This is a genomic window from Mesorhizobium qingshengii, from assembly GCF_027563465.1.
Classification (GTDB): domain Bacteria; phylum Pseudomonadota; class Alphaproteobacteria; order Rhizobiales; family Rhizobiaceae; genus Mesorhizobium; species Mesorhizobium qingshengii_A.
In genome coordinates, this window is the sequence record NZ_JAPFQA010000012.1 from 112685 (window position 1) to 136281 (window position 23597).

Below are 23597 nucleotides of genomic sequence, written 5' to 3' on the forward strand. Positions count from 1 at the left end.
CTAAAGGGACAATACTCGCTCTGAGATCGCACGATCAGATCGCTCTCGCCCGTCCGGCAAGGCCGCCGAGCCCATGGTGAGAACGGCCTTGCCGCTGAAGCTGCGCTCTCGCAGTGCGTGCAGGGCCTGGGCGATGTCTGTCCACGGTGCGGTCAAGGCCACACGGGTTTCCAGCCGGCCAGCGGCGACCAGAGCGAGCAGCGAGGCGATGTCCGCGCCTATGCCTGAGCCGGAAGTGTAGTAGGCGAAAGTCTGAAGCCTCGCGCCTTCGTGGCCCGGAACGAACTGGCGGAACCCGATGGGCGTGAGTTCGCCGCTGCTCGAACCGAACATGACGATGGTGCCGCCCGGTGCGACGCGTTCGATCGCGTGGGCGAGGCTTTGGCCGCCGACCGACTCGGTGATCAGTGAGAACGCCCCCTCGGCCAGCTCGATCGACTCGACAACCTGCCCGGCTCCAAGGCGGCGGAGGTCCTCGGCATGCCGGGTGGCAGCGATCGCGGTCACCGAGGCGCCCTGCTCGCGGGCGATCTGGACCTGGAAACGGCCGACCGCACCGCTTGCGCCGGTGATCAGGACCTGCTGGCCGGCCAGGTCACCGCCATGGCGCAATGTCCTTAGCGCCGTCGTGCCGGCGACCGGAAGCGTAGCGGCGGAGATGAAACTGACGCGGTCCGGCAGGACGGCGAGACGGTCGGTCGGAACGGCGACACGTTCGGCCCAGCCGGCTTCGCCGACCAGGGCCACGACCCTTGTGCCCACGGCCGGCCCGGAACCATCGGCTGCCGCCCGCTCCACGATCCCAACGACGTCCTGGCCAGGCATCCAGCCGTTCGGGCGTATGGTCAGCAGGCGCAGTTCGCCGCGGTTCAACGAGGTTGCGTGGACGGAGATCAGCGCTTCGTTCGCGCAAGGGCGTGGTTCGTCCACCTCGGCGAGTTTCAATCTGGCTGCGTTGTCGGAACAGACGGTGAGCGCGAGCATGGGTACACCTTTGCCAATTGTGGCGAAAACGACCCCGAGCCTACCGATTTGCGCGATCGAATAATCTAGATATAAAATCAATCAATCGCTAAAAGTAGGCAATCATGAGACAACCTCTCCGCTATCCATGGCTAGATTTCGATGTTGATGACGTCCTTGCTCCGGCCATCGCCGTGCGCGTCGACGTCACCGAGACCAGGGCCGAGGTGTCGCAGCATTGGCACCGCAAGGGGCAACTCGTCTTCGCGCTCGGCGGCGGCGTCACCTGCCGCGTTCCCAGTGGCCTCTGGATGGTGCCGCCACATTGCGGCGTGTGGGTGCCAAGCCGCATGCAGCACAGCAACATCGCGACGGCCAATGCGCGGATTTTCTTCGTTTACATCGAGCCGGGCGCGGCCGAACTGCCGGATCGGTGCTGTACGCTTTCGATCTCGCCGCTGCTGCGCGAACTCATCATCGAACTGTCGGACTGCGCACCTGACGACGCGAGGTGCGCTTTCCTGGGAAGCGTCCTGCTCGCCGAACTGCCTGATATGCCGGTCCAGCAATTGCACCTGCCTCTATCTTCCGAGCCGCACTTGCGGCGGATCGCCGAAGCGTTGGCGAACGATCCGGCTGATCGCAGCACGCTGGCGGAGTGGGCCAGCCGCGTCGCACTCAGCCAGAGCAGTCTCGCTCGTCTCGTCGTAAAGGAGACTGGCTTGAGCTTCGGCCGCTGGCGCCAGCAATTGCACTTGATCGTTGCGATAAGGGAGCTGGCTTCCGGGGCAAGCGTTCAGCGGGTTTCGGGCGATCTAGGCTATGAGTCCGTCACCGCCTTCATCACCATGTTCAAAAAGGCGCTCGGCAAGCCTCCCGCACAGTATCTCAGCAGCATCGCACGGAATGGCGGCTCTGCGTTCGTGGCGTGATCAGGCGGCGGACGGTTCAGTCGCAGATGGCTTTTGCCCGAGCACCTCTTCCACAATGCCCCGCGCGATCTCGCGCTCGCCCATGATGACGGTGTCGGCGCCGAGGCCCTTGAGATGCTCGACCTCGGCGTCGGAATGCGCACGGGCGATGACGTTGATGCCGGGATTGGCGGCGCGCGCGCGCATCACGATCTGTCCGGCCTCGAAGGCATTGGGAATGGCAAGGATCAGGCGCTTGGCTCCTTCAGGATTGGCGGCGGCGAACACTTCGGCGTTGGCCGCATTGCCTGACACGGTCTCGATGCCGTCGGCCTTCAGCCTGGCCAATGTCTTGTCGGCGTCCTCGATGACGAGGAAGGGCAGGGTTGCCTCCTTCAGCGATGCACCGACGAGGCTGCCGACACGACCATAGCCGATCAGGATGGCGTGGTTGGTGAGGCTTGTCCTCGGCGGCGGCCCATCCTCCCCGTTGGCTGTTGCCACGACCGAGGCGACCTGGCCCGGCTCGGTCGCCGGACCGACCGGCTTTGCCTCGACCGGCGGCGCCGTCCTGGCGGCGCGGGCTTCAAGCCACGGCTTCATCCAGTCGATGGCCAGGAACATCAACGGGTTGAGGACGATCGACAGGATGGCGCCGGCCAGGATGAGGTCGCGGCCCTGTTCGGGTAGAAGCTTCAGCCCGACGCCGAGTTCGGCCAGGATGAAAGAGAATTCGCCGATCTGGGCAAGGCTCGCCGAAATCATCAGGGCCGTGGCCAGAGGATAGCCGAAGGCAATGACGATGACGAACGCCGCCAACGATTTGCCGATGACGATAATGGCGAGCGTCGCCAGGATCGGCCAGCCATTGCTGATCAGGCTGAACGGATCGAACAGCATGCCGACCGAGACGAAGAACAGCACCGAGAAAGCATCGCGCAGCGGCAGCGATTCTTCCGCCGCGCGATGGCTGAGCTCGGACTCGCTCATGATCATGCCGGCGAAGAAGGCGCCCAGCGCCAGCGAGACCCCGAACAATTTTGCCGCGCCGAAGGCAACGCCGAGCGCGATGGCCAGCACGGCCAGCCGGAACAGTTCGCGCGAGCCGGTATGGGCGACATAGTGCAGGATCCAGGGAATGACCCGGCGGCCGACGACCAGCATGACGGCGACGAAGGCGGCGACCTTGGCCAGCGTGATGCCGACAACGCCCCAGATGCCGTAGCTGGCCGGCAGCGAAAGCAAGCCGCTGGCGTGGGCGTCGGTCTGTTCCTGGCCGCCGAGCACGCCGGCAAGTGCCGGCAAAAGCACCAGCGCCATCACCATGGCCAGATCCTCGACGATCAGCCAGCCGACGGCGATGCGGCCGCGCCCCGTCTCGATCAGGCGGCGCTCCTGCAAGGCGCGCAGCAGCACCACGGTCGAGGCGACCGAAAGTGCCAGGCCAAAGACCAGTCCCGCTCCCATCGACCAGCCGAGCATCCAGGCAAGCCCGGCGCCGAGCGCGGTGGCAAAGCCGATCTGGACGATGGCGCCGGGCACGGCGATGGCGCGCACCGACAGCAGATCCTTCAGCGAGAAATGCAGGCCGACGCCGAACATCAGCAGGATGACGCCAATTTCGGCCAGCTCGTTGGCAAGCCCGGCATCGGCGACGAAGCCCGGCGTGTTCGGTCCGACGAGCACGCCGGCTACGAGATAGCCGACCAGCGGTGGAATGCGGAAGCGGTTGGCAAGGGCGCCGAAGACGAAAGCCAGCCCCAGACCGGCGACGATGGTGGCGATAAGGGGCGTGTCATGCGGCATTGTCTATGGAGCGCCTTTCAAATCTGAGATGTCGGGTGTGCGCCGCCCAAAGCCGCCGCCTGTTCGCAATATGGTGGATGGGGCGATGGCGATGCAACCCGCAAAGGCGCGAAACTGACCACGACGGGTGCAAAAAAACGAAGGGCCGCCAAAATTCGTGCGGACCATTTCATCGCAAGGCCGACAAAGGGCAGCGATTTTGCTGTTCCTTGCCATTTTTGGCAGTGGCGACTTTAATCTACTAAATTGGTAGAATTTAGAAAAAACTGTTTTGCGAGATCGGACGCTGGCGGCTAAAAAGCACCGAAATCAAGGCACGCTCCAGCGACTTGATTCCGTCCAGCGCGTGAATGTGGAATATTTTTCTCCTGCCTTTCGCAGTTGCGAAAAAGCGATTGCCTGCCATCACCGGATGCGCGAGTGCTTTGCTTCTGGTTTTTCGCCCCCAGGCGTAAAACTGCGAAACTGTTCCCGGATTGCTCCCGTCATGCCGCAGGCCAACGCCAAGCTCAATGCCTTTCCCGTCTTCATGCGGGTCGAGGGCGAAGCCGTGGCCATCGTCGGCTGCGGCGAAGAGGCGCTGGCCAAGGCGCGGCTGATCGGACAGTCGAGCGCGGTCCTGCGCATCATCGCCGAAGACGCCGAGCCGGATCTGTTGGCCTTCATCGCTCAGAACAATGTGACGCGCGTCGCCGCATCCTATGATGCCAGCCATCTTGAAGGCGCGGTCCTGGTTTTTGCCGCCAGCGGCGATGAGGCGCTCGACCGTCGCGTGGCCTCGGATGCGCGCCGGCTGGGCATTCCGGTCAATGCCGTCGACCGGCCGGAACTCTGCGATTTCTTCACCCCGGCGCTGGTCAACCGCGCACCGGTCGCCATCGCCATCGGCACCGAAGGGGCAGGCCCCGTGCTTGCCCAGATGCTGCGCAGCCGCATCGACCAGATGCTGTCGCCGTCGCTTGGATCGCTGGCAGCGCTTGCGGCCTCGTTGCGCGGCGCCGCCGAGAAACTGCTGCCGAAGGGCAATGCCCGCCGCCGCTTCTGGAACAGCTTCTTCCAGGGTGCTCCGGCGCACGCTATCGAAGCCGGCGAGCTGTCGCGCGCGCATGACGTCGCCGTCGATCTGTTGCTGTCCAATGCACCCATTTCGGGCCACATCGCCCTGGTGGGCGCCGGTCCGGGCGCCGAGGATCTTTTGACCCTGCGCGCGCACCGTCTGCTGATGGAAGCCGATGTCATCGTGCATGACGCGCTGGTGCCGGAGGCGGTCGTTGCCATGGGCCGCCGCGATGCGGAGCGCCTGCCGGTGGGCAAACGCAAGGGCTGCCACACCAAGAGCCAGGCCGAAATCAATGCGCTGCTGGTCGAACTCGGCCGCGAAGGCAAACGCGTCGTGCGGTTGAAGTCGGGCGACCCGCTGGTGTTCGGCCGGGCCGGCGAGGAGATGGCCGCACTGCGCGATGCCGGCATCGCCTATGAGGTTGTTCCAGGCGTCACGGCGGCCTTTGCCGCCGCCGCCGATTTCGAACTGCCGCTGACGCTGCGCGGCGTGTCCTCGTCGATGGTGTTCACCACCGGCCACGACCTCAAGGGCAATTCGTTGCCGGACTGGGCCAGGCTCGCCATTTCCGGCGCCACCGTCGCCGTCTATATGGGCCGTTCGGTGGCGGCCGAGGTTGCCGGCCGGTTGATCGAAGCGGGCCTGTCGCCGGATACGGCGGTGGCCGTGGTCGAGAATGCCAGCCTTGCCAATCGCCGTCGCTTCCACGGCACGCTTGCCGACCTGCCGTCGCTCGAGGCGCGTGCCGATCTGACCGGCCCGGTCATGACCATCATTGGCGACGCGGTCGCCGGCGCCAATTTTGAACGTTCCGAGCCGCTCGCGGCACACAGGCATGAAAGTGCGGCAACTGCCGTTGCCGAAGGAGTTGAACAATGAAGATACTGACCGCCAACCGCCTGACCGACGGTATCGCCGTCTGGTACGCCGACGGCGGCTGGGCCGAGACGGTGGACCGTGCCGACCTCGCCCATGACAAGGCGGCCGAGGATCGCCTGGAGGTGATCGGCGCCAAGGCCTATGCCGACAATGAAGTGGTCGACGTCAATCTGATCGACGCGGATGTTGTCAACGGCGCTGTCGAGCCGGTGCGGCTGCGCGAGAAGATCCGCGCCGCCGGCCCCACCATCCGCAGCGATCTCGGCAAGCAGGCTGCCTGAGCGGCCTTACAAGACACCGGACACGGGCGGACGCGCCCGGAAAGACGAAGCATGTACCGTTACGATGAGTTCGACCACGATTTTGTCCAAGCCCGCGTCGCCGAGTTCAGCGACCAGGTCCAGCGCCGGCTTGCCGGCGAGATCACCGAGGACCAGTTCCGGCCGCTCCGGCTGATGAACGGCGTCTATCTTCAGCTGCACGCCTACATGCTACGCATCGCGGTGCCCTATGGCACGCTGAACGGCAAGCAGTTGCGTATGCTCGGTCACATCGCCCGCAAATACGACAAGGGCTACGGACACTTCACCACGCGCCAGAACATCCAGTTCAACTGGCCGGCGCTGTCGGACATTCCGGCGATCCTGGCCGATCTGGCAAGCGTCGAGATGCACGCCATCCAGACCAGCGGCAATTGCATCCGCAACGTCACCGCCGATCATTTCGCCGGTGCGGCCGCCGACGAAGTCGCCGATCCACGCCCCTATGCGGAGATCCTGCGCCAATGGTCGTCGGTGCATCCGGAATTCTCGTTCCTGCCGCGCAAGTTCAAGATCGCGGTGACCGGTGCCGAGCGCGACCGTGCCGCCATCCAGACGCACGACATCGGCCTGCACCTGAAGAAGAACGCCGCCGGCGAGTTGGGCTTTGCCGTCTATATCGGCGGCGGCCAGGGCCGCACGCCGATGGTGGCCAGGAAGATCCGCGACTTCCTGCCGGAAGCCGACCTTCTGTCCTACTGCACGGCGATCCTGCGCGTTTACAACCTCTATGGCCGCCGCGACAACAAGTACAAGGCGCGCATCAAGATCCTGGTCCACGAAACCGGCGTCGACGAAATCACCCGCCAGGTCGAGGCCGAGTGGCAGGAGTTGAAGGACGCCGAGCTGAAGCTGCCGGAGGCCGATATCCGCGCCATCGAGGCCTATTTCGCGCCACCGGCGCTGACCGACCGGCCGGAAGGCGACCAGGCGGTCAAGCTTGCACGCCTGGATTCGAAGGGCTTCTCGCAGTGGCTCGACCAGAACGTGGTGACGCACCGCCATCCCGACTACGCGGCGGTGACCATCTCGCTGAAGGGCATCGGCGAGGTTCCGGGCGACGCCTCGGACAGCCAGATGGAAGCTGTCGCCGACATCGCCGAGACATACGCCTTCGATGAACTTCGCGTCAGCCATGAGCAGAACCTGATCCTGCCGCACGTGGCGCGCGCCGACCTCAAGGCGGTCTATGATGCGCTGGTCGACATCGGGTTGGCGACGGCCAATTCCAACCTGATATCGGACATCATCGCGTGCCCGGGCCTCGATTATTGCGCGCTGGCGACGGCGCGCTCGATCCCGATCGCGCAGGAAATCTCGCGCCGCTTCGCCTCGCTGGAGCGGCAGCGCGAGATCGGCGAACTAAAGCTGAAGATCTCCGGCTGCATCAATGCCTGCGGCCATCACCATGTCGGCCATATCGGCATATTGGGTGTCGAGAAGAAGGGCTCCGAGCTCTATCAGGTGACGCTTGGCGGCTCGGCCGACGAGAACACGTCGGTCGGCGAGATCATCGGCCGCGGCTTCTCGTCGGAAGAGATCACCGACGCCATCGAGCAGATCGTCGAGACCTATCTCGGCCTTCGGCTCAACCCCCAAGAGAAATTCATCGACGCCTACCGCCGTGTCGGTCCCGCGCCGTTCAAGGAGGCGCTCTATGCTGGCGAAGCCAAGGCCGCTTGACCATATCGTCGACGTCGATGACGGCATCGCCGCCAAGGCGGCGGGACTCGATGCGCTTTACGGTCATCTGAATCCGCTCGAGATCATCGAACGGTCGGCCCGTGAATTGTTCCACGACGAGATCGCCGCGGTGTCGTCCTTCGGGGCGGACTCCGCGGTGCTGCTGCACATGATCGCCAAGATCGACCGCACGCTGCCGGTCATCTTCCTCGACACCGGCAAGCATTTCGAGGAGACGCTCGGCTATCGCGACGCGCTTGTCGCCGATTTCGGGCTGACCAATATTAGGGTGATCAAGCCCGAGGAGGCGGCGCTCGAACGGATCGATCCGGCGGGCAATCTGCACCAGAGCGACACCGACGCCTGCTGCGACGTGCGCAAGGTCGAGCCGCTGGCGCGTGGTGTCGCGCCGTTTCGTGCCTGGCTCACCGGCCGCAAGCGCTTCCAGGCCGCGACGCGGGCAGCGCTTCCGGTGTTCGAGGCGGTCGGCCCGCGCATCCGCGTCAACCCGCTGGCGCACTGGACGACATCGGACCAGGCCGACTATATGCGCGCGCATGCGCTGCGCGAAAATCCGCTGGTCGCCTATGGCTATCTGTCGATCGGCTGCTTCCCTTGCACGCAGCCGGTGCAACCCGGCGAGGACGCGCGCAGCGGCCGGTGGGCCGGCCATGCCAAGACCGAGTGCGGCATTCATCTGTCGGGGCTGGAGAAGTCGCTGACCGACGCATCGCTTTAGGCTATGTTGATATTCAGCCGGCCTGCAAAGGGCGGCTTCCTGCGCTTCCGGTGCTCATGTACCCCAAAGTACGTTCAGCTCCGGTTCTTGGAAGCCACCATCTTCGGCTCGGCCTGACCTGAATCTCGACACACCCCAAGATCCAGGATTGTTTTGGACTTTAGGAATTTTCGATGACCGAATTGACACCGGGAACCGCGACCCGACTTTGGACCCCGACGGGTTTCCGTGAGGATGAGTGGGCTCATGCCGAAAGCACCGAGGCGCTTGCCGGCAATGGCCGCTTCATCCTGCCGCTGCAGGCTTTCGTCGACCTTGAACCGCAGGCGCGCCGCTCGGCCAAGGAGCGGCTCGGCGTCGTGCTGCAGCCGGGCGATCCGCTCGAGAAGATAGCCGACCTGCTCGACCAGCTGTCGCTGGTGGCGCTGGCCTTCCCGGCCTTCAGCGACGGGCGCTCGTTCTCCAAGGCCGAACTGCTGCGCGGGCGCTATCATTTCGAAGGCGCGGTGCGGGCCACCGGTCAGGTTCTCGTCGACCAGTTGCCGCATATGCTGCGGCTTGGCTTCGACGAGTTCGAGATTTCGAATCCGGTGCTGTTGAAGCGCCTGGAAGAGGGACGCACGGGCGGGTTGGGGCTCTACTACCAGCCGGCCGCCGTGCCGGAGCCCAAGGGACCAAAATATTCCTGGCGGCGGGTGCGGGCCGGCTGAATCTCAATGCTCCCTGGGTTGACGCTGCGGTAATTCCGAGCGTCTTTACATCAGCCGTGATCCGGCCTTCTCTTGGTCGTCCGGACGGAAACATCCGCCGGGTGCCAGGAGGAGATCATGGATTTCGACTATGTGATCGCCGGCGGCGGGTCCGCCGGCTGCACGCTTGCCGCGCGGCTCTCCGAAGATCCATCGAAAACGGTTTGCCTGATCGAAGCCGGCGGCGAGGGCAGGAACCTGCTCATCCGTGCGCCGGCAGGCATCATCGCGTTGTTGCCGGGCCGGCCGAGGATCAACAACTGGGCATTCGAGACGGTGCCGCAGCAAGGGCTTGGCGGCCGCAAGGGCTACCAGCCGCGCGGCAAGGCGCTGGGCGGCTCCAGTGCCATCAATGCCATGCTCTACACACGCGGGCACCGTGGCGACTATGACGAATGGGCCGATCTCGGCTGCGACGGCTGGTCATGGGACGAGGTATTGCCCTATTTCCGGCGCGCGGAAGGCAACCAGCGCGGTGGCGACGCCCTGCATGGCGGCGATGGGCCGTTGCGGGTCGCCGAGCAGCAGGAGCCGCGTGCGCTCTCCAGGGCCTTTGTCGAGGCCTGCGGCGAAAACCAGATCCGTAGCAACGACGATTTCAATGGACCAGAGCAGGAAGGGGCGGGGCTTTACCAGGTCACGCAATTCTGGGGCGAACGCCGCAACGGCGAGCGCTGCTCGGCGGCCGCCGCCTATCTGCATCCGGCGATGGACCGGCCGAACCTGACCGTCATCACCGGAGCGCATGCCACGGGCATCGTCCTTGACGGCAAGCGGGCCACCGGCGTGCGCTACCGCGCGGGCAAGGACGAAGCCGTTGTGAAGGCCAGGCGCGAGGTCATCGTCTGCGGTGGTGCCTTCGGCTCACCGCAGCTCTTGTTGCTTTCCGGGATCGGCCCGGCTGTCGAGCTTGCGGCGCACGGAATTCCGATCGTTCATGAACTGCCCGGCGTCGGCAAGAACCTGCAGGATCATCTCGATTTCATCATGGGCTGGACGTCAAGGGATGCCGACATGATGGGCATCGGCCTGCGCGGCCTGCCTGGCCTGCTGCGGCATCTGCGGCGCTGGCGCAAGGACGGCGGCGGCATGATCGCGACGCCTTACGCGGAGGGTGGCGCCTTTCTCAAATCCGACCCGGCGATAGACCGGCCCGACCTGCAATTGCACTTCTGTATCGCCATCGTCGATGATCATGGCCGAAAGCTGCATATGGGTTATGGCTTTTCCTGCCATGTTTGCGTGCTTCGGCCGCATTCGCGCGGCGAGGTCGGTCTGTCGACGCCAAATCCACTGGCGCCGCCCCGCATCGATCCGCGTTTCCTGTCCGACGAACGCGACGCCGATCTGTTGCTCAAGGGTGTCAGAATGATGCGCGGCATATTGGAGGCGCCAGCGCTGGCCAAATACCGCGACAAGGAGATCTACACCGCCGGGGTTTCGAGCGACGCCGAGCTGATGGCGCATATCCGGGCCCGTGCCGATACGATCTATCACCCGGCGGGCACCTGCAAGATGGGCACCGACGATATGGCGGTGGTCGATCCGCAACTGCGTGTACGCGGCATCAAGGCTTTGCGGGTCGTCGATGCTTCGGTGATGCCGACGCTGATCGGCGGCAACACCAATGCACCGACGATCATGATCGCTGAAAAGGCAGCGGACATGATCAAGACGGCCGCCTGAGTTCTGGTCGAACCAGTGGGACAAATTGTTTTTGTTGTGACGTGGCTTTTGGCGATGTCGATCCTAATTTGTCCAAACTGGTCTTACCAAACATGCGATTTGCACTTTCCCTTTCGCCATCCTGCCCTTAGGATAGGGCTATTATTTCGCGATCCGAAATAAATATGGCCACAAGGGAGGAACCGGGAATGGCTGGCAAGAAGATATTGATGCTCGTTGGCGAGTTCAGCGAGGAGTACGAGATTTTCGTCTTTGAACAGGCCATGCATGCCGTCGGCCACACGGTGCATGTCGTCTGTCCGGACAAGAAGGCGGGCGATGTATTGAAGACGTCGCTGCACGATTTCGAAGGCCACCAGACCTATACGGAAAAGCTAGGCCACGACTACATCCTCAACAAGACGTTTTCCGAAGTGGACCCGGCCAAATACGACGCCGTCTATGCGGCGGGCGGGCGCGGGCCGGAATACATCCGCATCGACAAGCGCGTACAGGCGCTGGTGCGGCATTTCCACGAGGCCGGCAAGCCGATCTTCACCATCTGCCATGGCGTGCAGATCCTGATTGCCGTCGACGGCGTGGTGCGGGGAAGGGAAGTCGCGGCGCTGCATTATTGCGAGCCGGAAGTGACGCTCGCCGGCGGCATCTATATCGACGTCGCGCCGACCGGCGCGCATGTCGACGGCAATCTCGTTTCGGCCAAGGGCTGGCCCGGCCTATCCAACTTCATCCGTGAATGCCTGAAGGTGCTGGGCACGGAGATCCGCCATGGCGAGATCCTGATGCGCGATGAGCGCCAGGCGGCTTGATCCAGGAGTTTGCCAATCCCGCCGCGCCGTATGGTGCGGCGGCACCCGTTTGTTTCTACGCAATTCCGGACGGAAAACCGCCGCACACTTTTCCTGGAATTGTTCTAGAAGTAACGCTTGAGATTGCCGCGGATGCGATCCAGTACGGTATCTCCAGAGAGGTCGGGCAAGAACTTCTTGCCTGTGATCGCTTCATAAGCCTGCGCATAAACCCGTGAGGCCTGATTGACGATCTCGTCAGGAATCTTCGGGATCGGCTCCTTGTACGGGTCGCATCGGGCCGAGACCCACGACCGGATGAAATCCTTGTCGAAACTGTCCGGCCGCGTGCCGTTTTCGAGCGCCTGTTCATACGTCGATGCGATCCAGTACCGGCTGCTGTCAGGCGTGTGGATCTCGTCGGCGAGCACGATCGTCCCGTCCTTGTCGACGCCGAACTCGTATTTCGTGTCGGCGAGGATCAGGCCGCGTTCGGCAGCGCGCGTCTGGCCTCGGGCAAACAACCGCAAGGCGTAGCTTGACACGGTGTGCCACTGCGCCGGCGTGAGAAGACCTTGTTTGATTATCTCGGCTTCGGACAGAGGTTCATCGTGACCGCCATCAAAAGCCTTGCTCGTCGGGGTGATGATCGCTTCGCGAAGCTTTTCGTTTGCACGCAGCCCGTCCGGCAGGACGGTTCCATACATATCCCGCTCGCCATTCCTGTATTTGGTCAGGATTGACGTGCTGGTGGTTCCCGCCAGATAGCCGCGAACGACAATTTCGACCGGCAGGATTTCGAGCCGGGTGCCCACGACAACGTTCGGGTCGGGATATTCAAGAACATGGTTCGGGCAGATATCGGCAGTCTCTTCGAACCAGTACCTGGCGATCTGAGTCAGGATCTCTCCCTTGAACGGGATTGAGGTCAGGATGGTGTCGAAGGCACTGACACGGTCGGTGGCGATAATGATGCGCCGCCCGTCCGGCAGGTCGTAATTTTCCCGTACCTTGCCGCTGTAGCGGGTCGGAAGTTCGGGGATGAAAGCATCGGAAAGAACGCGCGGATCGCTCATGGGTATGTCGGTTGCCGATGGTCGCTGCACGGTGAAGCTCGATGCCCGATCCATAGTGTCGATTGGTTCTAGATCGCCGCCCGTGCCTCGCGGAACGACACCAGCTTCCGGCGGTTCTCGTCCCACAGGGCCAGTTTGACGCAGCGCAGGCTGTCGAGCAGCGTGACGCGACCGATGCCGCGCAACTCCGGATAGTCCCTCAGCACTTCCTGCAGCCGGTAGCACGGTACCTTGGCGGAGAGGTGGTGGACGTGGTGGACGCCGATGTTGCCGGTGAACCAGTTCAGCACCGGTGGCAGGTCGTAGTAGGAGGATCCGTGCAGGGCGGCATGCTGGAATTCCCATTCGGAATCCTTTGCCCATTCGGTCTCCTCGAACTGGTGCTGGACGTAGAACAGCCAGATGCCGGCCGAGCCGGCGAGGACGACGATCGGCAGATGGACGACCAGGAACGCGCCGGGGCCGACGAACCAGATGAGAACGGCTGCCGCAAGCGCGATCGCGAGATTGGTGGTCATTGACGACACCCAGGGTGTCAGGCCGCCCCGCATCATGCCGATGGGCAGCCTTTGCTCGAAGATGAACAGCCAGATCGGTCCCAGCCCGAACATCACCAGCGGGTGGCGATAGAGACGATAGGCAAGGCGGCCGCGCCATGACAGTTGCCGGTATTCGGCAACGGTCAGCGTCCTGATGTCGCCCATGCCGCGTTCGTCCAGATTGCCGGCGCTGGCGTGATGCGTCGCGTGGGCGCGCCGCCAGCAGTCGTAGGGCGTCAGCGTCAGGACGCCGAGCGCCCGGCCGATCCAGTCGTCGGCATAGCGATTGGCGAAGAAGGAGCCATGGCCGCAATCGTGCTGGATCATGAAGATGCGCACAAGAAACCCGGCGGCGGGAAGGATAAGGATCAGCCCCCACCAATGGCCGTAGGAATAGGCTGCCGAGGACAGCGCCCAGAGTGTGACAAAAGGAATGAGGGTGATGGCGAGTTCGATGGCACTGCGCCGCCTGTCAGGCTTCTTGTAGCGCGCCAGAATCTTCAACCAGGCGCGCTTGCTGTTGGCCGCCGTCTCAGGGGAAATCATGTTCATCAGGAAGTATAGGCGCCGGAAGATGGCGCCGCAAGGCGATGTTCACGTGAAATTACTGCGCGTAATTGTCGCGCGATAGGCCATGTGAGGCCGGTCTTCTGGTGCTGGTACGCTGGAATGCCGGCGGGTTTCCGGCTATTGGCGCCTGCCGCCGGCGGCACTGCTTTCCGCGCCGTCCAGGCGGTCAAGCAATTTCCTGAAGCGATCGGGAATGTCGGCTTCGGTGCGGAAGGCCGGCAAGGTTCGCAGAAAGCGCGTCGTCGACTCGGCGCCGAATTGGCGTTTGACTTCGGCGGCCAATCCTTCTGTCTTTTCACCCTTCTTGCGGGTCATCTCTCAAAATCCTGTGTCGGCTTCGAAACTCCTCCAGCAAGGGAATGGTTCCCCCATCACGCCTTTGTGGCAAGCAAAGCTGGCGGTTACGGTAAAGTTTGAATTAAAATTGAAATGACTTGCCGTTCCCCGCCCAGCCCTGCCGACAGCCTCCACTCTTGCTTACCCCTTGATTTTTGGCCGCCAAACCTCGATATCGGGCACAAAATCCACACCATTCGAGATTGACGGGAAACGGCGATGAGCGACCAGGCAAAAGACGAACGCGCGCCCGACGAAGCCGAGGCGACCGAGGCCAATGCCGAGCGCGCGGAAGGCAGCATCGACGGCGACTATGAAGCGCTTGTGCGGCTGCTGAAGGAAAATGAAGAGCTGAAGGACCGCGCGCTGCGCGTCGCGGCCGAGATGGAGAACCTGCGCCGCCGCACCGCGCGCGACGTGCATGACGCGCGCACCTATGCGGTCGCCAATTTCGCCCGCGACATGCTGTCGGTGTCGGACAATCTGCGCCGCGCGCTGGACGCGATTCCGGCCGAGGCCAAGGCATCCGGCGACGCCGGCTTCAAGGCGCTGATCGAAGGCGTAGACCTCACCGAGCGCGCCATGCTGTCGGCGCTGGAACGGCACGGGGTCAAGAAACTCACGCCAGAAGGCGAGAGGTTCGATCCCAATTTCCACCAGGCGATGTTCGAAGTGCCGAATCCGGATGTCCCGGCCAATACCGTGGTCCAGGTTGTGCAGCCGGGTTATTCTATCGGCGAGCGGGTGTTGCGCCCGGCCATGGTCGGCGTCGCCAAGGGCGGTCCAAAGCTTGCCGCCGGCGAAGCGCAGGTCGAGCCGGGTCCGGTCAACGACGAGGCCGAGAAGGACGCTTGATTAGGTGAGGAGGCAGTAGGCAGTAGGGAAATAAGGCAGTCGTATTAATCGCGCGGCTTCGTGCTATTCATATGCCCTAATTTCCAATCCCTATTGCCTCATGCCCATGAACCCCATCGCGCTTCTCGACTATGCCGGTGTCGCCGTCTTTGCCGCGACGGGGGCGCTTGCCGCTTCACGCAAGCAGCTCGACGTTATCGGTTTCCTGTTCCTGGCCAGCGTCACCGGCATCGGTGGTGGCACATTCCGCGATCTCATCCTCAATGTGCCCGTCTTCTGGGTGGGAAACCGTGACTACGTGCTGATCTGCGCGGTGGTGGCGGTGGTGGTGTTCTTCACCGCACATCGCGTCGAATCCCGTTACAGGCTGCTGCTGTGGCTCGACGCCATCGGCCTTGCCGCGTTTTCAGTGATGGGCGCGGCCAAGGGACTTGGCATCACCGGCTCGCCGGCAGTGTCGGTGATCACTGGAATGCTGACCGCCACATTCGGTGGCATCCTGCGTGATCTCCTGGCCGGGGAGCCTTCGGTGCTGCTGAGGCCGGAAATCTATGTGACGGCCGCTCTGGTGGGGGCCGCTATCTTCACGCTCGGCGATGTTGCCGGATTGCCGCAGATTGTTTCAGGACTGGCCGGCTTCGCCGCGGCGTTTGCCGTGCGCGGCGGCGCCCTCCGTTTCGGCTGGGCGTTTCCGTCCTACAAGAGCCGGCCCGGCCGGCGGCCGGAAGATATTCCGTGAAGATGAAAGTGAGCAGCGAATAGGGGATAGCAGTCTGCACGATAGCGGCGTAGCTCTCGCTATTCGCCAGCGTCAGGCAGCGAAGCGCTGGGCTTCCCCGCCATAGTAGTTGACGTAGCGGGCGCCGATTTCCTTGACCGGCATCACCACGAACACGTCGACCGTCGAGAATTCGCGGTCGATGACGCAGCCGTCGCCGATGCGCGCGCCGACGCGCAGATAGCCCTTGACCAACGGCGGCATTGCCGCGATCGCCGCCTTGGCGTTGACCGCCTCGATCGGCATCAAATCCATCGAGCAGTAGCGCCCGGAGACCGCGCGCACGTCCCAGGCCGAGTTCGTCCGACAGTGATGGGCGAGGTAAGTGAACGCTTCGGCATGGGCCGCAGGCACCGTGCCGTGGAAAGAAGCGCAGCCGGTCATTACGCCGATTTCGTAATGGTTGATGTAAGCCCAGATGCCTTGCCACAGCGCCTCGATGGTGCGCTTCGAGCGGTATTCAGGCAAGACGCAGGAACGGCCGAGCTCGAGGAAACGCTGGCCGGGGTGACGGGCGATGAGCTGGGTCAGCTCGAATTCGCCTTCGGAATAGAACCCGCCGGCCGCGGCCGCGATTTCTTGCCGCAGCAGGCGATAGGTGCCGACGATGCGGCGATGTTCGGGGCCCGAAAGCGAGGTATCGAAGACAAGCAGATGGTCGCAGAGCGGATCGAACCGGTCGGCGTCGCGGCGGTCATGCGCCTGGAACAGTTCCTTCCTGGCGCCAAGCTCGTCGTAGAACACCCGGTAACGCACTTCCTGCGCGGCCGCGATCTCGGCCTCGTTGCGAGCGAGCCGCACTTCGAGATTGCCGATACGGCCGAGTGCCGCGCCTTTTATGACGGAATCGACGTTGCGGCCGGCAAGCAATGCGCTGCTGGCGTTCGGCCGAGTGTCACATTCCGGCATAACTGTATGCACGAGTGATTCTCCTTCGAGCCATCCCTCTTGGCACGGGGATACGGTGTAGGTGCAACAGGATTGTGACAGTACCGTGATACGAGGTCGCGGGCAATACTTCGTCGGCTGGCGAAGACGGTCAACCGGCTACGCAGGTGAGGATACGGGTCGACGCCGGGAAAGGAAAAGAGGCTCAGGCGGCGACCTGTCCCTCGACGGCGGTGACCAGCGCATCGGGGTCGAGCGGCTTGGTGACGAAGCCGCTGGCGCCATGGGCGAGCACCGCATGGCGCGTCTTTTCCTGGCTGTCGGCCGACAAAACCATGATCGGCACAGGCGGCGCGGCGGTCTCCTCCTCATGGCGGCGGATGGCGGCAATCGCGTCCAGCCCGTCCATGACCGGCATGTGCAGATCCATCAGCACGACGTCGAAGCGGTGCTTGCGTCCGGCGCCGGTGACTGCCTCCACGGCGGCCTTGCCGTTGCCGACAACCTTGACGCGATGCCCGGCCTTCAGCAGCGTGGCGCGGGCCAGCATGGCGTTGATGTCATTGTCCTCGGCAATCAGCACCGACAGGCCCTGCTGGCGGCGGCCGACGGCACGAAGCGCCGGCGCGCGGTGCGTTTCCGGCTGCGGCTGGGCGAGGGCGGCGGCATTGCTGCTCAACAGCACACGCAGAAGTGTTCCGCCACGCACTGGCCTGGCGAGAAAGGTTGCGTAGCCGCTGGCGCGGAACTCGCCAAGCATGCCGCGGTCGGTCGGCGCGATCAGCGTGATGGCCTCGCAGTCGGCGAAGCCGCTCTGGCGCAGGCGCTTGAGCAGTCTCCCATCGCTCTCCTCCATCGCGGCATCGACCAGAAGCACGTCGCAGCCGGCGGCGAAGGGCGCGGCCTGTGCCGCGGTGGTGGCGACATCGACCGCGCCGCCGTTGGCGCGGATGGTGCGGGCGATGGCGTCGGCCTCGACGGCGTTTTTCGACAGGATCACCGCGCGCCTGCCCGAGAGCGCGTTCTGCCGGTTCTGCGGCGCCTCGGTGGCTGATATCGCCGGAATTTCGAAGACGAATTCGGACCCCTGGCCAAGCCGGCTGGATACCGAGATCGCACCGCCCATGGCGATCACCAGACGTTTGGAGATGGCAAGACCGAGTCCGGCTCCGCCATGTGCGCGCGTCGACGTGCCGTCGGCCTGCTCGAACTCCTCGAAAATCCGCTCCATGTCCTCCTCGCGCAGACCCGGGCCGGTGTCCGCGATGGTGAAGCAGATGCGATCGGTGGTCTCGGTGCGGGCGCGCGCGACGCTCACCAATACGCCGCCATTGTCGGTGAACTTGATGGCGTTGCCGATGAGGTTGAGCAGCACCTGCCTGACCTTGCCCGGATCGGCGGTGATCAATTGCGGCACGTCGGGTTCGACATGGCAGCCGAGGCCGATATTCTTGGCGAAGGCTCGCGCGGCCAGCAACTCGATGATGTTGTCGGCGATCTCGCGCACCGACATCGGCTGCGGCTCGGGGTCGAAGCGCCCCGCCTCGATCTTGGAGTAGTCGAGCAGATCCTCGATCAGGGCGAGCAAGGCGCTGGCCGATGTCGAGATGGCACCGACATAGGTCTGCTGCTCCGGCGACAGGCTGGTGTCGGCCAGCAACCTCGCCATGCCCATGATGCCGTTCATCGGCGTACGGATTTCATGGCTGACGGTGGCGAGGAAGCGCGATTTGGCCTGGCTGGCGTATTCGGCCCGTTCACGAGCGGTGATCAGCGAGGATTCGGCACGTTTGCGGGCGGTGATGTCGCGCGCGATGGCGCGATGCGAAACGGCGCCGCTGTCCTTGTCGCGCACCGACAGTTCGATCCATGAAAACCAGCGCGGACCGCTCGGCGTGCGGATCACGACATCCGTGGAACTCAGGCATTCATGATCGGAAAAGGCTGCATCGGGAACGATGCCGACATCGATGCCGAGTTCCGCCAGGGTCTTGCCGGCAAGGTGGCGCTGATCGGTTTCGACGAGATCCGCGAAGACCTTGTTGGCATAGACGATGTAACCGTCGCGATCGCGATGAATGACGAGGTCGCCAAGTGCGTCGATCAGGCCGCGAAAGCGCTCCTCGCTCTCCTGCATTTCCCACATGCGGTCGGCCAGAGTCTCGATCTCGGCCCGGCTGCGGGCGGTGGTTTCGTCGAGAAGTGCCGCGGTGCGGTGTTCACTGCGCCTGGTGCGCAGGTGCATGGCAAGCCCGGCAAGGCCGGTTGCCAGCAATGCGACACTGATGAAGACCGGCGCCCCGGTCAGATGCGTCAGGCCGCCCAGCACGACGATGGCGACGAAGGTCATGAACGGCAGGCCTTCGCGCCTTTCGGGCTCCGGCTCGGGCACCAGCGGCGGTGCGGCGACAAAGCGCCGCGTCGGCGCCGGCGGGGTCGCCGCGTCGACGTCTTCGCCAGTGTCCGCCTGTTGGCTGCCGGATTCCGCGATCATGCGAAACCCTTGCCAGACAGAGATTATGGAAGATTGTGGCGGATCGTTCGAATTTTAGCGGATGAGCGTTTTCTGCCGCGGCGGCCGCGAATTTGCCGTCGGCGTGGCGGCTCCATCCGCGTTCCGCGGGCCGTCGAACGGCTTCACATATCGACGACGACGCGGCCGCGGATCTTGCCGTCGACGATGTCGCGCGCGGCATCGATGATGCCGTCGAAACCGATGGTCGTCGACAGGCTGGCGAGCTTGCGCAGATCGAGGTCGGTGCCGATGCGCCGCCAGGCTTCGAGGCGTACCGCCTTCGGCGCCATCACCGAATCGATACCCAGCAGTGAGACGCCACGCAGGATGAAAGGAGCGACGCTCGTCGGCAGGTCCATGCCGCCGGCCAGGCCGCAGGCGGCAACCGCGCCGCCATAGGAGGTCATCGACAGCACATTGGCCAGCGTGTGGCTGCCGACCGCGTCGACGCCGCCGGCCCAACGCTCCTTGGCCAGCGGCTTGGCCGGCTGGGCAAGTTCGTCGCGCGATATCACTTCGGCGGCGCCAAGGTTGATCAGATAGGGGCTTTCGGCATTGCGGCCGGTGGCGGCAATGACGTGGTAGCCGAGGCTGGACAGGATCGAGACCGCGACCGAGCCGACGCCGCCAGCCGCCCCCGTCACCACCACCGGGCCACGATCGGGCAGGATGCCGTGCCGCTCCAGCGCCATGACGCAGAGCATGGCGGTATAGCCCGCGGTGCCGACCGCCATCGCATCGTGCGGGCTCATGCCTTGCGGCAGCGGCACCAGCCAGTCGCCCTTGACGCGAGCGCGCCCGGCATAGGCGCCGAAATGGGTTTCGCCGACGCCCCAGCCATTCAGGATCACCTTGTCGCCCTTGCTCCAGCCGGGATTGGAAGACGAGATGACTGTGCCGGAAAAGTCGATGCCCGGCACCAGCGGCCAGCGGCGGATCACCGGCGCCTTGCCGGTGATCGCCAGGCCATCCTTGTAGTTCACCGTCGTCGCCTCGACCGCGACGGTGACGTCGCCTTCCATCAGGTCGGCTTCGGTGAGCTCCGTCACCGCTACCGACTGCTTTTTCTCGGCGTCACGCGAAACGAGGATGGCTTTGAAGGTTTCGGACACTTTTTTCTCCGCGATCTTGGCTGACGACATGACTGTGCGGCGATGGCAGCGCGGGGTCAATCTTTGGAAGGCTTGGCGTTCGAAGGCTTGGGCTCGCGCCGCCAGCCGAAGAGTTCGTCGAAGACGACCAGCGCCGCACCCACCGAGATGAAGGCGTCAGCGAGGTTGAAGACGGCGAAGGACCAGACCGGCGTGTGGAAAAGGATGTAGTCGATGACGTGGCCGTAGATGGCGCGGTCAATCAGATTGCCGAGCGCGCCGCCGACGATCAGTGCAAAGCCGGTGCGGGCAAGGATCTGGGACGGCGCTATCCGCGTCGCCAGGAACAGCACGAAGGCAACGACCGCAAGCGAGATGACAATCAGCCCGATGTCGCCGAAGGAGGAGAACATCGAGAAGGCGATGCCGGTGTTGTAGGTACGAAACAGTGCCAGGAATGGCACGAGATCGAGCTTTTCCTGAAAGGGCAGGCCCGTCTCGACCAGGTGTTTTACCCACTGGTCGAGCGTTATGGCCGCGACGACGAGCAGCGCGTAGGGGGACCAAGATTTCACGGGCGGGTAACCTTCATTGCTGGTCCACGATCGGTTCGAGCTTCAGCGCGGCGCGCCGGATCTCGAACAGCATGATGCCGGTGGCGACCGCAAGATTGAGCGAATCGGCGCGGCCCGCTTGCGGAATCCGCAGCAGCCTGTCGCAACTTGCCGCCAGGCTTTCGGGCAGTCCCTGCTGCTCGTTGCCCATCATCAGCAGCACCGGGCCGCGGGAAAAATCGACCGAGCGGTAGTCGACGGCGCCTTTGAGGTGGGTGCCGGCGACGAGGCCTGAAAACCCGCCTCGCCAGGCAAGGAAAGCCTCGGTCGTCGCCTTGACCACCGGCACGGCAAAGATCGAACCCATGGTGGCGCGCACCGTCTCCACGGAGAAAGGATCGGTGGTGTCGCCGACCAGGATGACGCCCCTGGCGCCGACGGCATCGACGGTGCGGATGACGGTGCCGAGATTGCCAGGATCGCGCACCCGGTCGAGCGCCACCCAGACATCGTCGCTCTGGGCACGGATGTCCTTCAGCGGCAGGAACTTTTGCGAGAAGACGCCGACCACCATTTGCGGATTGTCGCGGCGCGTGATGGCGACAAGCACCTTTTCCGACACTTCGAGCACCGTGCCGCCGGCGGCAACGGTGCGCGCCGCGACCTTCTCCACCGCCGCGTTGCCGCGTCCGGCCTTGGCGAAAACCAATGTCCTGATCTGCCAGCCGAGATCGAGCGCATCGATGACCAGCTTCAGTCCCTCGGCCATGAAGGCGTTCTGCTGGTCGCGGAATTTCTTCAGCGCCAGCGCCTTGATGTCCTTGACCAGGGGGTTGGCGAGGCTGGTGACTTCCTTGACCTGGCCGGGTGCGCCTGCGTGCCGCTCGTTCATTCAGGCCACCCAGCGCGAGAAAAGCGACGTGGAAAGCGCGCGGCCGGCGGATTTCTCGCGAATGATCAACTCTCCCGATTCGACCTTGCCGCCCATGCCGGCAAAGGTGTCGCGCATCAAGGCATGGATGGCGAAGAACGAGGCGCGGATCGAATAGGCGGTCAGCACCACCGCAAGCGGCTTCGGCGTCAGGATCGAGCGGCAAAGGTCGGTCAGATCAGGCAGGTCCTCGAACAGTTGCCAGACCTCGCCCCTGGGACCGCGGCCATAGGCCGGCGGATCGAACAGGATAATATCATAGCGGCTGCCGCGGCGTTCCTCGCGCTCGGCGAATTTCACCGCGTCGTCGACGATCCAGCGGATCGGCTTGCTGCCGAGCCCGGCCATCTCCTGGTTTTCACGGGCCCAGCCGATGGCCTTCTTCGAGGCATCGACATGGGTGACCTCGGCGCCGGCGCGGGCCGCCACCAGCGAGGCAAGACCGGTGTAACCGAACAGGTTCAGCACCTTGACCGGCCGCTTGGCCGCCGCGATCAGCCCGGCCATGTGGTCCCAGTGCGAGGCCTGCTCGGGGAAGACGCCGACATGGCGAAACGAGGTGAAACGGCCGAGATAGTCGATGCCGTCATGCTTCATCGGCCAGGTCTCGCCCAGCGGCGTCCTGGGGAAACGCCAGCGGCCGATGCCTTCCTCGTCGGTGTCGCCGGTGAAGATCGCGTCGGCGCGCTCCCAGTCCTTTGCCGGCAACGCCTTTTGCCAGATCGCCTGGCCCTCGGGCCGCACGATGCGGTAAGGGCCATATTGTTCGAGCTTCTGCCCGGCGCCGCTGTCGAGCAGCGCATAGTCGGCATTCGGCGCCACTTCGAGGATCACAGGAAGATGCTCGGTGGGCAGAGCGCCGTCGCGGCGGGCAAGGACGCGCGGCGCTGGTTTCGGCTCGGAGCGGTCATCGGCTCTGGCTTCCCGTTCGCGCGGCCTGGTGTCCGGCTGTGCCGTCGCGCGCCCCTCATGCGGGCGCGCCTCTCCGGCTCCGCCCTTGGCGGGCGGGCGGTTGTCGCGGCGTTTGTCGCGAAAAGACTTCAAGCAGGAGCATCTCCGAGCGGCGTGGCCGCTTTTGGCATAGGGCAACCGGCTTCGCAACCAAGTCCGGCGCGCCAGCCTCTCCAGTTCATGTCGTCTGGTGATGGACCAATGTCAAAGAAACAGGCAAATCTACCAGATGTCCCGCTCAGAACGCCTGCTCGACCTGATCCAGTGCCTGCGCCGGCACCGCCGGCCAGTGAGCGGGCAGGCGCTGGCCGATGAGCTCGGGATTTCGATCCGCACGCTCTACCGCGACATCGCCACGCTGCAGGGGCAGGGCGCACCCATCGAGGGTGAGGCGGGGCTGGGCTATGTGCTCAAGCCCGGCTTCATGCTGCCGCCGCTGATGTTCAGCGACGAGGAGATCGAAGCCATCGTGCTTGGCTCGCGCTGGGTCGCCAAGCAGCCGGACCAGCGTCTTTCGGCCGCCGCCACCAACGCGCTGGCCAAGATCGCCGCCGTGCTGCCGGACGATCTGCGCGAGGACCTCGATGCATCGACGCTGCTGGTCGGTCCGCCCGCCAAGGCTGTCGAAGGCATCGATCTCGGCCTGGTGCGGCAGGCTATCCGCAATGAACGCAAGCTTGGCTTTCTCTACCGCGATGCCGGCGGCGCCGCCTCCGAACGGGTGGTCTGGCCGTTTGCACTGGGCTTCTTCGACAAGGTGCGGGTGGTGGTGGCGTGGTGCGAGATGCGGCAGGATTTCCGCCATTTTCGCGCCGACCGCATCGCGCAACTCGAAGCCACCGACATGCGCTATCCGCGCCGTCGCCAGGCGCTGCTCAAGGAATGGCGGGCAACGCTCGACAAGCCGCGCGGCTCATGATGGCTACTGC

Annotated in this window: 22 protein-coding genes; 12 read left to right on the forward strand and 10 right to left on the reverse strand. The window is 64.2% G+C overall.

The window, feature by feature from the left end; genetic code table 11:
• Positions 1–984, reverse strand: a complete 984-nt coding sequence (locus OOJ09_RS23120) for a zinc-binding dehydrogenase (protein ID WP_269907427.1) — start codon at positions 982–984, stop codon at positions 1–3.
• Between the two features lie 104 nt (positions 985–1088).
• Here OOJ09_RS23120 and OOJ09_RS23125 point away from each other — a divergent pair, with 104 nt between their 5' ends.
• The gene (locus OOJ09_RS23125; RefSeq protein WP_269907428.1) at positions 1089–1895 is read left to right on the forward strand and encodes an AraC family transcriptional regulator; all 807 of its coding nucleotides are present in this window, start codon (positions 1089–1091) and stop codon (positions 1893–1895) included.
• Here OOJ09_RS23125 and OOJ09_RS23130 read toward each other — a convergent pair whose 3' ends face one another.
• The gene (locus OOJ09_RS23130; RefSeq protein ID WP_269907429.1) at positions 1896–3680 is read right to left on the reverse strand and encodes a cation:proton antiporter; all 1785 of its coding nucleotides are present in this window, start codon (positions 3678–3680) and stop codon (positions 1896–1898) included.
• Positions 3681–4167: 487 nt separating this feature from the next.
• Between OOJ09_RS23130 and cysG the strand changes: the two genes are divergently transcribed.
• The 7 genes from cysG (at position 4168) to OOJ09_RS23165 (ending at position 11605) form a co-directional block, all read left to right on the forward strand.
• Positions 4168–5619: a siroheme synthase CysG gene (gene cysG, locus OOJ09_RS23135; RefSeq protein WP_269907430.1), complete on the forward strand. Its 1452-nt coding sequence runs from the start codon at positions 4168–4170 to the stop codon at positions 5617–5619.
• Entirely contained in the window at positions 5616–5900 is a 285-nt protein-coding gene (locus tag OOJ09_RS23140; RefSeq protein WP_269907431.1) for a DUF2849 domain-containing protein, read from the forward strand. The genes cysG and OOJ09_RS23140 overlap by 4 nt, the downstream gene beginning before the upstream one ends.
• A gap of 51 nt (positions 5901–5951) precedes the next feature.
• On the forward strand, positions 5952–7622 hold the full coding sequence (locus OOJ09_RS23145; protein ID WP_269907432.1) for a nitrite/sulfite reductase: 1671 nt from the start codon (positions 5952–5954) through the stop codon (positions 7620–7622).
• Positions 7597–8361, forward strand: a complete 765-nt coding sequence (locus tag OOJ09_RS23150) for a phosphoadenylyl-sulfate reductase (RefSeq protein WP_269907433.1) — start codon at positions 7597–7599, stop codon at positions 8359–8361. The genes OOJ09_RS23145 and OOJ09_RS23150 overlap by 26 nt, the downstream gene beginning before the upstream one ends.
• A gap of 173 nt (positions 8362–8534) precedes the next feature.
• A complete protein-coding gene (locus tag OOJ09_RS23155; RefSeq protein WP_269907434.1) occupies positions 8535–9071 on the forward strand; it encodes a DUF934 domain-containing protein in 537 nt (178 codons plus the stop codon).
• 117 nt (positions 9072–9188) lie between these two features.
• A complete protein-coding gene (locus tag OOJ09_RS23160; protein WP_269907435.1) occupies positions 9189–10796 on the forward strand; it encodes a GMC family oxidoreductase in 1608 nt (535 codons plus the stop codon).
• A gap of 188 nt (positions 10797–10984) precedes the next feature.
• Positions 10985–11605: a DJ-1/PfpI family protein gene (locus OOJ09_RS23165; RefSeq protein WP_013892983.1), complete on the forward strand. Its 621-nt coding sequence runs from the start codon at positions 10985–10987 to the stop codon at positions 11603–11605.
• Between the two features lie 104 nt (positions 11606–11709).
• Here the strand turns inward: OOJ09_RS23165 and OOJ09_RS23170 are convergent, their stop codons facing one another.
• Together OOJ09_RS23170 and OOJ09_RS23175 are read right to left on the reverse strand one after the other, a co-directional pair.
• Complete coding sequence (locus OOJ09_RS23170) at positions 11710–12660, reverse strand: phosphoribosylaminoimidazolesuccinocarboxamide synthase (RefSeq protein WP_269907436.1); 951 nt, start codon at positions 12658–12660, stop codon at positions 11710–11712.
• Between the two features lie 68 nt (positions 12661–12728).
• Entirely contained in the window at positions 12729–13751 is a 1023-nt protein-coding gene (locus OOJ09_RS23175; RefSeq protein ID WP_269907437.1) for a fatty acid desaturase, read from the reverse strand.
• 117 nt (positions 13752–13868) lie between these two features.
• On the opposite strand from OOJ09_RS23175, the gene OOJ09_RS32075 reads away from it, so the two are divergent.
• The 3 genes from OOJ09_RS32075 (at position 13869) to OOJ09_RS23190 (ending at position 15699) form a co-directional block, all read left to right on the forward strand.
• Positions 13869–14186: a hypothetical protein gene (locus OOJ09_RS32075; RefSeq protein WP_420107537.1), complete on the forward strand. Its 318-nt coding sequence runs from the start codon at positions 13869–13871 to the stop codon at positions 14184–14186.
• Between the two features lie 138 nt (positions 14187–14324).
• A complete protein-coding gene (gene grpE / locus OOJ09_RS23185; protein ID WP_269907439.1) occupies positions 14325–14960 on the forward strand; it encodes a nucleotide exchange factor GrpE in 636 nt (211 codons plus the stop codon).
• A gap of 106 nt (positions 14961–15066) precedes the next feature.
• Positions 15067–15699 (forward strand): trimeric intracellular cation channel family protein, encoded by a 633-nt coding sequence (locus tag OOJ09_RS23190; protein WP_269907440.1) that lies wholly within the window; start codon positions 15067–15069, stop codon positions 15697–15699.
• A gap of 72 nt (positions 15700–15771) precedes the next feature.
• Here OOJ09_RS23190 and OOJ09_RS23195 read toward each other — a convergent pair whose 3' ends face one another.
• From OOJ09_RS23195 to OOJ09_RS23220, 6 genes are all read right to left on the reverse strand, one after another.
• On the reverse strand, positions 15772–16647 hold the full coding sequence (locus OOJ09_RS23195) for a GNAT family N-acetyltransferase (RefSeq protein WP_167365238.1): 876 nt from the start codon (positions 16645–16647) through the stop codon (positions 15772–15774).
• Between the two features lie 184 nt (positions 16648–16831).
• Positions 16832–19120 carry a hybrid sensor histidine kinase/response regulator gene (locus OOJ09_RS23200; protein ID WP_269907441.1) on the reverse strand — a complete coding sequence of 763 codons (2289 nt, stop codon included), beginning with the start codon at positions 19118–19120 and terminating at the stop codon, positions 16832–16834.
• A gap of 143 nt (positions 19121–19263) precedes the next feature.
• Positions 19264–20253 carry an MDR family oxidoreductase gene (locus OOJ09_RS23205; protein WP_269907442.1) on the reverse strand — a complete coding sequence of 330 codons (990 nt, stop codon included), beginning with the start codon at positions 20251–20253 and terminating at the stop codon, positions 19264–19266.
• A gap of 56 nt (positions 20254–20309) precedes the next feature.
• The gene (gene lspA / locus OOJ09_RS23210; RefSeq protein WP_269907443.1) at positions 20310–20807 is read right to left on the reverse strand and encodes a signal peptidase II; all 498 of its coding nucleotides are present in this window, start codon (positions 20805–20807) and stop codon (positions 20310–20312) included.
• Positions 20808–20820: 13 nt separating this feature from the next.
• Positions 20821–21678 carry a TrmH family RNA methyltransferase gene (locus OOJ09_RS23215; RefSeq protein WP_269907444.1) on the reverse strand — a complete coding sequence of 286 codons (858 nt, stop codon included), beginning with the start codon at positions 21676–21678 and terminating at the stop codon, positions 20821–20823.
• Positions 21679–22761 carry a class I SAM-dependent rRNA methyltransferase gene (locus OOJ09_RS23220; RefSeq protein ID WP_269907445.1) on the reverse strand — a complete coding sequence of 361 codons (1083 nt, stop codon included), beginning with the start codon at positions 22759–22761 and terminating at the stop codon, positions 21679–21681.
• Positions 22762–22897: 136 nt separating this feature from the next.
• On the opposite strand from OOJ09_RS23220, the gene OOJ09_RS23225 reads away from it, so the two are divergent.
• Positions 22898–23587, forward strand: a complete 690-nt coding sequence (locus OOJ09_RS23225) for a helix-turn-helix transcriptional regulator (RefSeq protein WP_269907446.1) — start codon at positions 22898–22900, stop codon at positions 23585–23587.
• Positions 23588–23597 lie beyond the last annotated feature (10 nt).

Excerpts from the sequence above, each read along its gene's own strand:
- OOJ09_RS23120 (WP_269907427.1), bottom strand. The coding sequence starts at position 984 with ATGCTCGCGCTCACCGTCTGTTCCGACAACGCAGCCAGATTGAAACTC.
- OOJ09_RS23125 (WP_269907428.1), top strand. The coding sequence starts at position 1,089 with ATGAGACAACCTCTCCGCTATCCATGGCTAGATTTCGATGTTGATGAC.
- OOJ09_RS23130 (WP_269907429.1), bottom strand. The coding sequence starts at position 3,680 with ATGCCGCATGACACGCCCCTTATCGCCACCATCGTCGCCGGTCTGGGG.
- cysG (WP_269907430.1), top strand. The coding sequence starts at position 4,168 with ATGCCGCAGGCCAACGCCAAGCTCAATGCCTTTCCCGTCTTCATGCGG.
- OOJ09_RS23140 (WP_269907431.1), top strand. The coding sequence starts at position 5,616 with ATGAAGATACTGACCGCCAACCGCCTGACCGACGGTATCGCCGTCTGG.
- OOJ09_RS23145 (WP_269907432.1), top strand. The coding sequence starts at position 5,952 with ATGTACCGTTACGATGAGTTCGACCACGATTTTGTCCAAGCCCGCGTC.
- OOJ09_RS23150 (WP_269907433.1), top strand. The coding sequence starts at position 7,597 with ATGCTGGCGAAGCCAAGGCCGCTTGACCATATCGTCGACGTCGATGAC.
- OOJ09_RS23155 (WP_269907434.1), top strand. The coding sequence starts at position 8,535 with ATGACCGAATTGACACCGGGAACCGCGACCCGACTTTGGACCCCGACG.
- OOJ09_RS23160 (WP_269907435.1), top strand. The coding sequence starts at position 9,189 with ATGGATTTCGACTATGTGATCGCCGGCGGCGGGTCCGCCGGCTGCACG.
- OOJ09_RS23165 (WP_013892983.1), top strand. The coding sequence starts at position 10,985 with ATGGCTGGCAAGAAGATATTGATGCTCGTTGGCGAGTTCAGCGAGGAG.
- OOJ09_RS23170 (WP_269907436.1), bottom strand. The coding sequence starts at position 12,660 with ATGAGCGATCCGCGCGTTCTTTCCGATGCTTTCATCCCCGAACTTCCG.
- OOJ09_RS23175 (WP_269907437.1), bottom strand. The coding sequence starts at position 13,751 with ATGAACATGATTTCCCCTGAGACGGCGGCCAACAGCAAGCGCGCCTGG.
- OOJ09_RS32075 (WP_420107537.1), top strand. The coding sequence starts at position 13,869 with ATGCCGGCGGGTTTCCGGCTATTGGCGCCTGCCGCCGGCGGCACTGCT.
- grpE (WP_269907439.1), top strand. The coding sequence starts at position 14,325 with ATGAGCGACCAGGCAAAAGACGAACGCGCGCCCGACGAAGCCGAGGCG.
- OOJ09_RS23190 (WP_269907440.1), top strand. The coding sequence starts at position 15,067 with ATGAACCCCATCGCGCTTCTCGACTATGCCGGTGTCGCCGTCTTTGCC.
- OOJ09_RS23195 (WP_167365238.1), bottom strand. The coding sequence starts at position 16,647 with ATGCCGGAATGTGACACTCGGCCGAACGCCAGCAGCGCATTGCTTGCC.
- OOJ09_RS23200 (WP_269907441.1), bottom strand. The coding sequence starts at position 19,120 with ATGATCGCGGAATCCGGCAGCCAACAGGCGGACACTGGCGAAGACGTC.
- OOJ09_RS23215 (WP_269907444.1), bottom strand. The coding sequence starts at position 21,678 with ATGAACGAGCGGCACGCAGGCGCACCCGGCCAGGTCAAGGAAGTCACC.
- OOJ09_RS23225 (WP_269907446.1), top strand. The coding sequence starts at position 22,898 with ATGTCCCGCTCAGAACGCCTGCTCGACCTGATCCAGTGCCTGCGCCGG.